Annotated in this window: 9 protein-coding genes; 8 read left to right on the forward strand and 1 reads right to left on the reverse strand. The window is 61.3% G+C overall.

Features of this window, described 5'->3' with window-relative positions:
• The first annotated feature begins 1 nt into the window (after position 1).
• The 7 genes from ACS5Q0_RS08910 (at position 2) to ACS5Q0_RS08940 (ending at position 9,873) form a co-directional block, all read left to right on the forward strand.
• Positions 2–1,666: a thiamine pyrophosphate-dependent enzyme gene (locus tag ACS5Q0_RS08910; RefSeq protein WP_473126260.1), complete on the forward strand. Its 1,665-nt coding sequence runs from the start codon at positions 2–4 to the stop codon at positions 1,664–1,666.
• Positions 1,663–2,973, forward strand: coding sequence for a D-amino acid dehydrogenase (locus ACS5Q0_RS08915; protein ID WP_473126261.1), 1,311 nt, complete (start codon positions 1,663–1,665; stop codon positions 2,971–2,973). Before ACS5Q0_RS08910 ends, ACS5Q0_RS08915 begins: the two co-directional genes overlap by 4 nt.
• A 46-nt stretch (positions 2,974–3,019) precedes the next feature.
• Positions 3,020–4,618, forward strand: coding sequence for an ABC transporter substrate-binding protein (locus ACS5Q0_RS08920; protein ID WP_473126338.1), 1,599 nt, complete (start codon positions 3,020–3,022; stop codon positions 4,616–4,618).
• A gap of 172 nt (positions 4,619–4,790) precedes the next feature.
• Positions 4,791–5,732, forward strand: coding sequence for an ABC transporter permease (locus tag ACS5Q0_RS08925; protein WP_473126262.1), 942 nt, complete (start codon positions 4,791–4,793; stop codon positions 5,730–5,732).
• A 101-nt stretch (positions 5,733–5,833) separates the two neighbouring features.
• On the forward strand, positions 5,834–6,667 hold the full coding sequence (locus tag ACS5Q0_RS08930) for an ABC transporter permease (RefSeq protein ID WP_473126263.1): 834 nt from the start codon (positions 5,834–5,836) through the stop codon (positions 6,665–6,667).
• A complete protein-coding gene (locus ACS5Q0_RS08935) occupies positions 6,664–8,349 on the forward strand; it encodes an ABC transporter ATP-binding protein (RefSeq protein ID WP_473126264.1) in 1,686 nt (561 codons plus the stop codon). Before ACS5Q0_RS08930 ends, ACS5Q0_RS08935 begins: the two co-directional genes overlap by 4 nt.
• A gap of 45 nt (positions 8,350–8,394) precedes the next feature.
• Entirely contained in the window at positions 8,395–9,873 is a 1,479-nt protein-coding gene (locus ACS5Q0_RS08940; RefSeq protein ID WP_473126265.1) for an N-acyl-D-amino-acid deacylase family protein, read from the forward strand.
• A 63-nt stretch (positions 9,874–9,936) separates the two neighbouring features.
• On the opposite strand, the gene ACS5Q0_RS08945 is transcribed toward ACS5Q0_RS08940, so the two are convergent.
• Complete coding sequence (locus ACS5Q0_RS08945; protein ID WP_473126266.1) at positions 9,937–11,268, reverse strand: replication-associated recombination protein A; 1,332 nt, start codon at positions 11,266–11,268, stop codon at positions 9,937–9,939.
• A gap of 413 nt (positions 11,269–11,681) precedes the next feature.
• On the opposite strand from ACS5Q0_RS08945, the gene ACS5Q0_RS08950 reads away from it, so the two are divergent.
• Entirely contained in the window at positions 11,682–12,542 is an 861-nt protein-coding gene (locus ACS5Q0_RS08950) for a class I SAM-dependent methyltransferase (protein WP_473126267.1), read from the forward strand.
• Positions 12,543–12,845: the final 303 nt, after the last annotated feature.

Below are 12,845 nucleotides of genomic sequence, written 5' to 3' on the forward strand. Positions count from 1 at the left end.
GATGAGACGGGCAGCTGATCTGTTGATCGATACGCTAATTCTCCATGGCGTCGATCGCATATTCTGTGTTCCTGGGGAAAGCTATCTGAGTGTGCTCGATGGTTTCTCACAATGCTCGACGGTGGATGTCGTCACTTGCCGGCACGAGAGCGGTGCGGGCTTCATGGCTCTGGCGGACGCGCGTCTGACGGGCCGCCCGGGGGTTGCCTTTGTGAGCCGTGGGCCCGGCGCCATGAACGCGGCGATCGCCGTGCATTCAGCAGAACAGGATGCCGTTCCGCTCATCTTGTTCGTAGGACAGGTCGAGCGTGAGCATCGCCACATGGGTGCTTTTCAGGAGGTCGATTACGAGCGCGTTTTCGGGTCCATGGTGAAATGGGTCGTCGAGGTCGACCATGCGGAACGACTGCCCGATATTGTCGCGACGGCCTTCCATGCCGCCCAGAGCGGCACGCCGGGACCCGTGGTGATCGCCTTGCCCGAGGATATGCTCGAAGACAGGATCGATCGCGCACCTGCCCGGCCGTTGCCCTTGCCTCTCGCCGGTCCGTGCCAAGAGATGCTTCAGGATGTGGCGGCGCGGATCGCGCAGGCGCGAAAGCCGCTGATCATTGCCGGAGGTCTCCTCAAGAACCCTGAAGGTGAGGCCGCTCTGCGCGATCTTGCGGAGGCATTCGGCATTCCGGTCGCGACTGCTGTCCGGCATGCGGATCTGCTCCCGAACATACACCCGCTCTATGCAGGTCATCTGACTTACGGGGCTCCGAAGGAACTGGCTGCAGCGGTTGGGGATGCCGATCTCGTCATTGCGGTCGGAACTAGGCTCGGGGATGTGACGACGCAGGGCTTCCAGTTTCCCGCGGCGCCCAGGCCGGCCCAGCCGCTCATTCACGTCTGGCCCGATGCCGTCGTCGTCGGGCGCATCCGCCATGTGGATCTCGGCATCCTGTGTGATCCGGCCCGATTTCTCAAAGGACTGCGCATTCATGCGCCCGATCATATCCCGGATCACCGCATGGAATGGAGCCGGCACCTGCACGCGGTCGCGTCGGGACTCAGGCGCCGAAGCGGCCCCGTGGATGCCGACGACGGCGTCGTCTTCGCAGCCGCCGTGCAGGCCGCCGACCGCATCCTTTCCGATGATGCGATCATCACGATCGATTCTGGAAACTTCGGGGGGTGGGTACAGCGCCTGATGCGGTTCGGCGGAGGGCGCACGATGCTCGCTCCCTCTTCGGGCGCCATGGGATACGGCGTCCCTGCTGCGGTCTCCGCAAGCCTCCGCTGCCCCGACCGCGACGTCGTGTGTTTCGTTGGCGATGGAGGGTTCCTGATGACCGGGAACGAACTCGCGACGGCGATGCAATCGGGCGCACGCCCGATCCTCGTCATTGCCGACAACGGCTCATACGGCACGATCCGAATGCACCAGGAGAAACATTTTCCCAGGAGAGTCAGTGCGACGGCTCTGGTCAATCCGAACTTCCCGAAGCTCGCCGAGACGTACGGCGCCTTGGGCATCCTGGTAGACCGCAGCGACCAAGCCGAAGACGCAATCCGGGAGGCATTGGCGTCGAAAAGACCGACGATCATTTCCGTCCGCACGAGCCTCGAGCATATCTCCGCGGCTGCCACGATCGCTCAATTGCGGGACCATGCTCCATGAGGATCATCGTCATCGGTGCGGGAATTATCGGCCTGACGACAGCATACTATCTCGCGCGCGACGGCCACTCGGTAACGGTTGTCGATGGTGGCGAGGGAGCCGGGCAACAGACCAGCAAAGCGAACGGAGCGCAATTGAGCTATAGCTTCGTGTCGCCGCTGGCGGATCCCGGCGTGCTGCCAAAGCTTCCTTCCTGGCTCCTTGATCGCAACTCTCCTCTAAGCTTTCAGCCGAAAGCGGATTTCGAGCAATGGCGATGGCTCTTCGCATTTCTGAGAGCCTGTCGGGCGAGCAAGGCGCAGCGGACAACGGCGGAGCTCCTGCAGCTCGGCATGTATAGTCGTGAACTGGTTCACCAGCTCGTGCTCCGTGAGCGCCCCAATTTTGAGTTCGAGTCGTCAGGCAAGCTGCTCGTTTATCAGGATATGAAATCCTTTACGGCCGCCCGGGCGCAACTGGCCTATCAGGCCTCCCTAGGGTGCCGTCAGACGCTTCTGACGCCTCGGGAATGTCTCGACCGCGAGCCTGCGCTCGAAGGGATCGGCAAGACGATTGCGGGCGGCATCTTCACGCCCACCGAAGATGCCGGCGATTGTCTGCAGCTATGCGCCGAGTTGGAGCGGATCATGAGAGCGGGGCCGACTCCCGTTGCGTTCTCGTACCAGACGATGGTCGAGGGATTATGGGTAGAAGGAAGCCGCATCGCCGGTCTGCGGACATCACAGGGGGACATGGCTGCGGACGGCTATGTCATTGCAAACGGCGTCGGAGCACAGCGCCTTGCGAAACAGGCCGGTCTCGATCCTTACGTTTATCCTCTCAAGGGCTACAGTCTCACATATCAGCTCGGACCCGACAGCCTCGCCCCCACGACAAGCGTGAGTGATCTGCGGAACAAGGTGGTTTACGCGCGGCTCGGCAACCGTCTGCGAGTCGCCGGCATGGTCGATATCGGGGATACGAGCGTATCGATCGCACCCCACAGGATCGCGTCGCTCCGGGAGAATGTCAGGACCTTCCTGCCGCACCTCAACCCTGTGGGAGAGCCGGAGGCCTGGGCGGGATTGCGGCCGGCAAGACCGGACGGCAAGCCGATCATCGGAGCGACCCGTTTCCGGAATCTCTGGCTGAACGTCGGTCATGGCGCTCTCGGTTTCACGCTCGCGGCAGGGAGTGCCCGCTTGCTGGCCGATCAGATCGCTGAAAGGCCAACCCGCATCCCGGCATCTATCTTCGGATTGCGGGGGATCCAAGAAGAACTGTCGTCAAGTGGATCAAGAACAAGCGCTCGAAGAAGCGCGGCTTGAATCACGTCCTGTGCCGAACGGCACATTCAAAAAAGAGGGAAGTATGATGTTCACCAAAGTCGAACGAGCCTCTCGTTACAAGGCCATGGGCGCCGTCGCAGCATTGTCCGTTGCCTCGCTCCTTGCGATGCCTGTGTCCGCGCAGACCATAACGGCCGTCATGCAATCCGGTCTCAGGGTCATGGATCCGGTCGTCAGTACTGCATTCATTACCCGCGATCATGGCTACATGATCTATGACACGCTGTTGGGGATGAACGAGAAGTTCGAGATCAAACCGCAAATGGCCGAGAGGTGGGAGGTCTCCGAGGATCAGAAGGCCTACACATTCACCTTACGTGAAGGATTGAAGTGGCACGACGGCGCAGCCGTCACCTCTGAGGATTGCGTCGCATCCATCAAGCGTTGGGCACAGCAGGACTCCACGGGCCAAGTCCTGATGACCATGGTCTCCGAGATCGCGGTCGTCGGCGGCAAGACCTTCAAGGTCGTCCTCAAGGAGCCGACGTCGCTCCTTCTGGAAAGTCTTGCGAAGCTGAGCTCACGTCCGGCCTTCATCATGCCGAAACGAATCGCCGAGACGCCGGCTTCTGAACCGATCAAGGAGTTCGTCGGATCGGGGCCGTTCAAGTTCGTCGCCTCAGAGTTCAAGCCTGGGCTCAAGGTGGTTTACGAGAAGAACAAGGAGTATGTGCCTCGCTCCGAGCCGGCAAGCTGGACCGCAGGCGGCAAGGTCGTGAACGTACACCGCGTTCAGTGGGTGGCCATGCCAGACCAGATGACGCCGGTGAATGCTCTCCTGAACGGAGAGATCGACTTCATTCAGCAGGTCCCTTTCGATCTTCTGCCGATGCTCGAGAACAGCAGCGACGTCAATGTCGAGGTGCTGGATAAGCTCGGAAACTGGACCTATTACCGGTTCAACCACCTGCATCCTCCGTTCAACAACAAGCTCGTGCGGCAGGCAGCAATGTATGCCGTTGGTCAGGACGACGTGCTCAAGGCGCTGGTCGGCAACCCGAAATATGCGAAAACCTGCGCCGCCGTTTTCGGTTGCGACACACCCTACGCGGATTCCTATGGTCAGGATGTCGTCATCCCTTCCAATACCGAGAAGGCGAAGGAACTCCTGAAGCAAGCAGGATACGACGGAACCCCGGTCGTCGTTCTGCAACCGACGGATCTCGCCATGGTGGCGCCGCAGCCCATCGTGATTGCATCGGCCCTTCGCAAGGCAGGGTTCAAGGTCGATCTCAAGACGATGGACTGGCAAACGGTCGTGACGCAGCAGGGCAATCAGAAGTCGCCATCGGATGGGGGCTGGAACATCTTCTCGACCTATAGCACCCTTGCGACCAGCGGAAATCCCTTCGGCAATACGACGATTGCCGCCAACGGCACCAAGGCCTGGGCCGGATGGCCGGACGTGCCCGAGATCGAAAAGCTGCGATTGGAATTCGCCCGCGCGAGCGACGAGGCCGCACGCAAAAAGATTACAGCCCAGATTCAGAAGCTCGCCATCGACGAGGGTGTCGTTGGGCCACTCGGGCAGTTCTCCGTGCCGGCCGCCTACAGCAAGAAGCTGACCGGCGTTCTGGCGTCTCCGATCACAGTGTTCTGGAACATCAAGAAGGCGGACAACTGATCTCGTCCGAGATCCGTTCTCGCCATCGAAAACGAGCCGAGGCCGTGAGGGCGGGAACGCCCTCACGATCCCCTGAGTTGCATCTTCCGCGGCTGTCCTCTGTCCGGATGACGAGAGGGCGGCCTCCATTTCCTAAACGATCCTCTCAGGAGAGGATGGAGCGAGGATAGCCATGCTGGCCTACATTGCGCGACGCCTCGTAGCGACCATACCGGTAATGGCAATGGTCGCGGTCGTCGTATTCGCCATTCTGCGTCTGACCCCCGGCGATCCGGCAGCCATCATCGCCGGAGACGACGCCACCGCCGAGCAGCTCGACAAAATCCGACAGACGATGGGGCTCGATAAGCCGATCTATCTCCAATTGGCGCAGTGGATCGTGCGTCTTCTGCACGGGGATCTCGGCGTTTCGCTTTTGTCGGGAACGCCGGTGCTGAACATGATCGGCGACCGTGTGGGTCCTTCCCTGGCCCTTGCGCTGGGAACCATCGTGGTCACGGTGATCATTGCGATCCCTCTCGGGATCATTGCCGCATGGCGGCAGGGCAAGCTGCTGGACCGGGCCATCATGACGCTGTCGGTGCTCGGCTTTTCGGTGCCGACTTTCGTGATCGGGTATCTGCTGATCTATTCTCTATCAATCAAAATGGGCTGGTTCCCGGTCCAGGGATACAAGCCTTTCTCGGAAGGCTTCTGGCCGTTCGCTCAGCGTCTCGTTCTGCCTGTTCTCGCCTTGAGCGGGGTGTACGTCGCACTGATCGCCAGGATTACCCGCAGCAGCATCATCGAGGTCATGGGCGAGGACTTCATCCGGACGGCACGCGCGAAGGGTGCCACTGAGCGCGTGGTCCTGATGCGTCATGCGTTGCGCAATGCGGCTGTGCCGATCCTGACGGTTATCGGTATCGGAATGGCCTCGCTGATCAGCGGGGTGGTGGTAACGGAATCCGTCTTCAATCTGCCGGGGCTGGGCCGTCTGGTGGTCGAGGCCGTGCTGGCGCGCGACTACCCGGTCATTCAGGGCCTGATCCTGCTCTTCTCGTTCGTCTATATCCTCATCAACCTGCTGGTTGATCTGCTCTACCCCGTCTTTGACCCGCGTATCCGCTACTGAGGGATGCCATGCGAGCAATCGTCAATCCAGTATCCGCAGACAACAGCCCGCCAGTGTCGGGAGAGCCGCCTGTGAGCTCGAGCGCTTCACAAGCGGTCGGCATGGCCAGGCAATTGGTCGGCACGCTCAGGAGCGGCCCAGTGCTTGCGGCTTTCACGATCCTTTGCGTTATCGTTCTGGCAGCTCTCGCTGCGCCGCTTCTCGGGACAACTGACCCGGTGGCGATCGATCCAGGGTCCCGTCTGCGGGGGATCTCGCCGGAGCACTGGCTCGGAACCGATGCCTACGGGCGGGACATCTATTCGAGAGTCATTTACGGCGCGCGAGTTTCCCTGATCGTCGGCGCTGGGGCGACGATCATGAGCATCTTGCTCGGTCTTCTGATTGGTGTCATCGCCGGATACTTTCGCGCTGCCGATGCCATCATCATGCGCGTGATGGACGGAGTCATGGCAATTCCCAGCATTCTGCTTGCCATTGCGCTGGTATCGCTGACCGGCGGAAGCATTCTGACGGTTCTGGTGGCGATCACGATCCCGGAGGTTCCTCGCGTCGTGCGGCTTGTCCGAAGCGTCATCCTGTCGGTCCGGACGGAACCATATGTCGAAGCGGCCATCTCGCTGGGAACCCGGGTGCCCACATTGCTCGTTCGGCACATGGTCCCCAACACAATGGCGCCTTTGATCGTGCAGGGAACCTATGTGTTCGCCGCAGCCATTCTCACGGAGGCGACGCTGAGCTTCCTTGGAGCAGGGCTTCCGCCGGAGATCCCATCCTGGGGGAACATGATGTCGGAAGGCCGGATGTACTTCCAGTTGCTGCCAGGCCTCATCCTTTATCCTGGCGTCGCGCTGGCTGCGACGCTCCTGAGCGTGAATGTGCTCGGAGACGTCGTGCGAGACGTGCTCGACCCGAAAATGGCGAAAAAATCATGATCGATCGTGCCACTGATCCAAGAATATCCAGTGTGATCGCCGGCCGGGACTCTCCTGTTCTGGAGATCGACGGCCTCGCCGTCGAAGTTGTCGGTGATCCGGCGGGGCGCCGCGTGCTCGAGAACGTAAGCTTCAATATAAGCCCTGGCGAGACGCTCTGCGTCGTCGGAGAGTCGGGGTCCGGCAAATCGGTTACCTCGCTTGCCGTGATGGGGCTGCTGCCGCCCGGAGCTCTGCGTCCGTCGCGAGGCCGGATCCTCGTTGAAGGCGAGGACGTTCTCGCAGCGAGCCCCTCACGTCTACGAGAGCTCAGGGCCTCAAAGGTCGCCATGATCTTTCAGGAGCCGATGACGGCGCTCAATCCCGTCGAGACAGTTGGAGAGCAGATCGATGAGGTCTTGAGGATCCACAGCAAGCTCGGTAGGGCGCAGCGACGTGCCAGGATTCTGCAGATGCTCGAAGCCGTTCACATGCCGGACGTCGAACGCATCTTCAAATCATACCCGCATCAGCTCTCGGGCGGCCAGCGCCAGCGTGTCGTGATCTCGATGGCGCTCATTCTCGAGCCCCGTATTCTGATCGCGGACGAGCCGACGACTGCCCTCGACGTCACGACCCAGAAGCAGATTCTTGCGCTCATCAGCGAGCTTCAGGAAAAGCACAATACCGCCGTGCTGTTCATCACGCATGATTTCGGCGTGGTTGCCGAAATTGCGGATCGCATCGTCGTCATGAACCGGGGGCGGGTGGTCGAGGTCGGGACGCGGGATGATATTCTCGCCCATCCGAGCGAACCATATACCCGCATGCTGGTCTCGTCCGTACCGAGTCTCGTGCCGAAGCCGAGGACGGCGCTTGGGAGCGAGATCGTTCTCGATGTGAGGACGCTGACCAAAACATACGCCGGTAAGGGGATTTTCGGAAGAGGCCGCCCCATTCCGGCAGCACAGGATGTAAGCCTGACGCTTCGAAGGGGCGAAATCGTCGGGATCGTTGGCGAGTCCGGTTCGGGAAAGTCGACGGTGGCGCGATGTGTGGTCCGGCTCCAGGATCCGACCTCCGGAAGCGTGCTGGTTCATGGTCAGGACATTGCCAAGGCGTCGGGACAACAGCTGCGTCCATTGCGCCAGCGCGTCCAGATCGTCTTTCAGGATCCCTATCGCTCCATGAACCCACGGATGAAGGTGGGAGACTCGATCATCGAAGGGATCGTCAATTTCGGTATGGATCGACATCAAGCTCTTGCGAAGGCGCGTGAGCTGCTCGGGCTGGTCGGCTTGAATGAAGACGCCTTGCAGCGATATCCGCATCAGTTCTCCGGCGGTCAGCGCCAGCGCATCTGCATCGCGCGAGCACTGGCCCTGGAGCCGGACATCCTTGTGGCCGACGAGGCGGTCTCAGCGCTCGACGTGTCCGTGCAGGCTCAGGTCCTCAAGCTTCTGGACGAAATACGGGCCAGGGTCGGTGTCGGCGTTCTGTTCATCACTCACGATCTGCGCGTCGCCGCCCAGATTTGCGACACCATCGTGGTGATGCAGAAGGGACGGGTCGTCGAGGCGGGCCCCGCATCCGAGGTTCTGACGATGCCTCGGCAGGAATACACACGTGCGCTCATCGACGCCGCGCCTGGACGCAATTGGGACTTCCAGAATTTCCGTCCTCTGAGCCCGGGTGCTTGTTGATGCACGAGCGAAACGGCGTTGTCGATATCTAGCAAAGGCAGGATCATGACCAACCACTACGATGTGATTATTCGCAATGCTTCCATTGTCGATGGAACGGGCGCGGATCGATTTGAGGGGGATGTGGCGATCAGAGCCGATCGCATTGTGCATGTCGGTATGTTGGGCGATGCGACGGCCGAGGCAACCTTCGATGCCGCGGGGCTCGTGGTTGCTCCCGGCTTCATCGACGCGCATACGCATGATGATCGGCTGTTGTTGTCTGATCCCGACATGGCGCCCAAAGTGAGCCAGGGCGTGACGACCGTCATCGGAGGCAATTGCGGGATCTCCCTCGCACCGATGCCGCGTCCCATTCCGGATCCCGTCACACCGCCGCTGAATCTGCTCGACGAGGATGGCCGGTGGTATCGCTTTCCGACCTTTGCCGCCTATGTAGCCGAACTCGAGGCTCATCCTGCAGCCACCAACTGCGCCATGCTGGTTGGCCATTCGACGCTTCGCGTGGCGACGATGGATGATCTGGCACAGCCCGCCAGTCCGGAACAGATCGCGGCGATGCGGGTGATGGTCTCCGAAGCTCTGGAAGCTGGCGCTATCGGTGTTTCGACAGGGCTGGCCTATGCGCCTGCGGTCGGCTCTCCAACGGAAGAGGTGATCGAGATCTGCCAGCCGCTGCGGGACCGCGGCGGCCTCTACTGCACGCATATGCGGGACGAGGGCGACATGGTCGTCGAGTCGCTGAACGAGACCTTCCGGATCGGGCGCGATGTCGGCGTTCCGGTCGTCATCTCGCATCACAAGGTGGTGGGCGCAAGGAATTTTGGACGCTCGGCGGAAACCCTCCGACTCATCGAATGCCAGATGGCGACCCAGGAGATCTGCCTCGATTGTTATCCCTATGCGGCGTCGTCCACGATTCTCGCACCGCATCTGGCGGCGAACGCCACGCGCGTGACGGTCACTTGGTCCAAATCACTGCCCGAATTCGCGGGATGGGATCTGAGCGACATCATCGAGAAGCTCGGTGGGACGCAAGAGGAGGTGATCGGGCGGCTTCTGCCGGCCGGCGCCGTCTATTACCGCATGGACGAGGGTGACGTGGAGCGCATTCTGGCTTTCGATCAGACGATGATCGGATCGGATGGCTTGCCCCATGACGAGAAGCCACATCCGCGACTCTGGGGCACGTTCCCCCGGGTGCTGGGACATTACAGCCGCAAGCGCGGTCTGTTCTCGCTCGAGGCGGCCATTCACAAAATGACTGGACTGACGGCCAGGAACTTCGGCCTGCCGGACAGAGGTGTCATCCGCGAAGGCGCATTTGCCGATCTGGTGATCCTGAACCCTGAAACGGTCGATGAGGTCGCGACTTATGATCGTCCGATCGCCGCGTCACGCGGGATCGAGACGGTGCTTGTGAACGGCAAGGTCGTGTGGCGCGACGGCAAGCCCAGCGGAGAGCGTCCTGGCCGAGTCCTGCGGCGGGAGCCGCAGGGTGTGCAATCCGCACGCGTGGCATGACGTTGCGGCCATGGCGCCAGATCGCCACATCCCTGCAATAGCCTTACCTCAACGGAAAATGCCTCAACCCCGATCGGATTCGTCCTGCCCGTTGTGTGGCTGCGGCTGGCCCGTCACGCGCTCCCACCAGGCATCCGCCCGCGCTTCGAACGTCTGTCCGCCGCGGCCGTCACTGCGGTAGAACTGGCCCGGCCGAACTCCAGGGGCGTAGATCTGCTCGACCCATCCGCGCGGATCGTCGTGGGGAAAGCGGTAGCCGGTGTGGCCCAGTTTGGCGGCTCCCGCATAATGCCCGTCCCGCAGGTGCGGGGGGACGGGGATCATCGGCTGGGATTTGACATAGGCCATCGCCGCCCCGATGCCGCGACAGGCCGAGTTGGATTTCGGCGCCCGCGCAATGTGCAAGGCGGCATGGGCGAGAACGATCTGGGCTTCCGGGTAGCCGACATGCTGGACGGCCGCGAGGGCGGCGGCAGCCGTTTGAAGGGCCGTGTTGTCGGCAAGGCCCACATCCTCCGAGGCATGGATGAGAATGCGGCGGGCGATGAAGCGGGGATCTTCGCCCGAATGAATGAGGCGGGCCAGCCAGTAGAGGGTGGCATCGGGGTCCGATCCGCGCATCGATTTGATGAAAGCGGAAATGGTATCGTAGTGAAAGTCGCCCTTTCTGTCGAAGGGCAGGGGTGAGGCCTGGTACACCTCATCGACCATGGATCCGGTGATCGGGATGGGTGTCCCGGGGGGCGATCCGAGCACCAGCGTCTCAAGTGCATTCAGGACCCTGCGGGCGTCCCCTCCGGCTCGTCCGATCAGCTGCTTCAGGGCGTCGTCGTCAAGGCGAATGTCCAGGCTCTTGTGATCCGCGAGGAAGGACACGGCCCGCTCGACCACCTGTTTCAGGTCGTCCAGCGAGTGGGGCTCCAGCTGGAAGATCGAGGCCCGGGACACGAGAGCGGGCGTGAGCACGTGATAGGGGTTGCCTGTCGTCGCGGCAATCAGATCGAACGTGCCGGTTTCGGTGAGATCGAGGAGATAATCCTGTTGCGCGCTGCTGAAGCGATGGATCTCGTCGATGAAGACCAGGATGTCCTTGGCCCGGGCTTCCTGAGCCACGGCCTTGATGTCGGACACGTTGCTGCTGGCCGGGTGAAGGGAGCGGAACTCCTTCCTCATCTCCTGGCCGATCGCCCGGGCGATGGTCGTCTTGCCGACCCCTGGCGGGCCGAAGAGAATGACCGTCCCGAGCCGCCCGGCCCGGACACGGCGCCGCAACGGCCCGTTCGGCCCGAGGATGTGCCGCTGACCGATGAGCTCGTCGAGCGTTTGCGGGCGGATCTCGGCGGCGAGAGGCTTGGGCCGCTGCTCCTGGGCTTTCGAGAAGAGATCGGATGTCATCTTGGTGGGAAACGCAGTGAATCATGGGGCGAGCCCTTGAATACAGGGAAACTGGATTTGAGGCGAATTGCGAGCCTAAGCCCGCCCCCGGCTCTGTGGGCTTGCCTCCAAGAGTCCCGCGTTCGCAAAAAGAATGCGCTCATCCCCGCAAGGAGCGCTTCAAGGCCCGGCCTGAAGGGGCAAGTCACGACGCGGGTGGGTCTTCAATAGTCAGGGATGTTCGCTTCGTCATATCGGAAACATACGGCGGAGGAATCCGGATCAGCCAGGGGTGCAATCCGTTGTCGATGGTTCGGGCGCAACCAAGGGGCAGCATGCGTTGGCGGTACCTCCAATTTTCACCAATGAAGCTCTGAAGCTGATTGCAGCCAATATCGAGGTGCATCATCCTTATCGGCAAAGAAGGAGGGCTTATGAACGAGGCAAAGGTTCAAGAATTCTGGCAAGCTCATCCTTGCGGTGATCAGCAGGTCGGCGGTCTCGATCAGGCCTTCAGCGGCGATTATGAAGCGTTCTTCCGGCAGTATGATGCCTTCCGCTACAGCCATGAGAGCCACATCCTGGAGTGCCTCGACGGCATTGATTTCCGCGGCGCGAAGCTGCTTGAGATTGGCCTCGGCGAGGGCGCTGATTCGGAACAGATCATCCGCCGCGGAGCACACTGGTCGGGGCTAGACCTCACCGCGGAGTCTGTAGCCCGGGTGCGCACCCGGCTACAACTGCGCCAGTTGCCCTATGATGAGCTGAAGCAAGGCAGCGCGCTTGCCATCCCCTATCCGGACAATGCCTTCGATAAGGTGTTCAGCCATGGCGTTCTGCACCACATCCCCGATATTCGGCTGGCCGAACGCGAGATTGCCCGCGTGCTGAAGCCCGGTGGCGAGCTGATCATGATGGTCTACGCCAAATGGTCGTTCAACTATCTGGTCGCGATCGGTCTGTTGCGCCGCCTCGGTCTGCTGGCCCTCTATGGCCTCAATCTCGACCCCGGCGGTGTCTATGGGGGCCATGTCGCCAACGCCCGCCGCATCGGGTTGAGAGACTATTTGAGGATGAGCAACTTCATCCACCGCAACACCGATGGCCCGGACAATCCCTATTCGAAGGTCTATGGCCTGCGCGAGGTGCGTCAAGACTTCCCCTCGTTTCAGGTCACCCGTGCCTACAAGCGCTGGATGCATGGGCCACCACTGCCCGTGTCGGGGCTGCCGCTCGGTCGCCTGCTCGGCTGGCATCTCTGGGTTCATCTGAAACCAATCAAGCCGGCGCGATGAGGACGAAGCCTGGCTTCCGGCGTGCAAGCGTCTATGGCTTCCATAATCCGGTGCTGCGTCATTCGACACTCGATTTTAGCGGTCCCGTTCATCTGAAAGGATCGGCCGGAGTTCACATCGGCCATTGCCCGATTTCGGGAGGCCTTATTCGCCGTCGTCCTCGAGGGGTGCTGCGTTCTTCTGGTTTCAACGCAGTTCATGAGGCAAGGTCTGAGAATATCGTCGGGGCAGGCGCTGAGGTTGGAAGTTCTCTTTTCCGCGAGCGAAGAACATGCGAGTACTAGTCTTTACTCCTTTGGGGCC

The organism is Microvirga sp. HS2 (assembly GCF_055792805.1).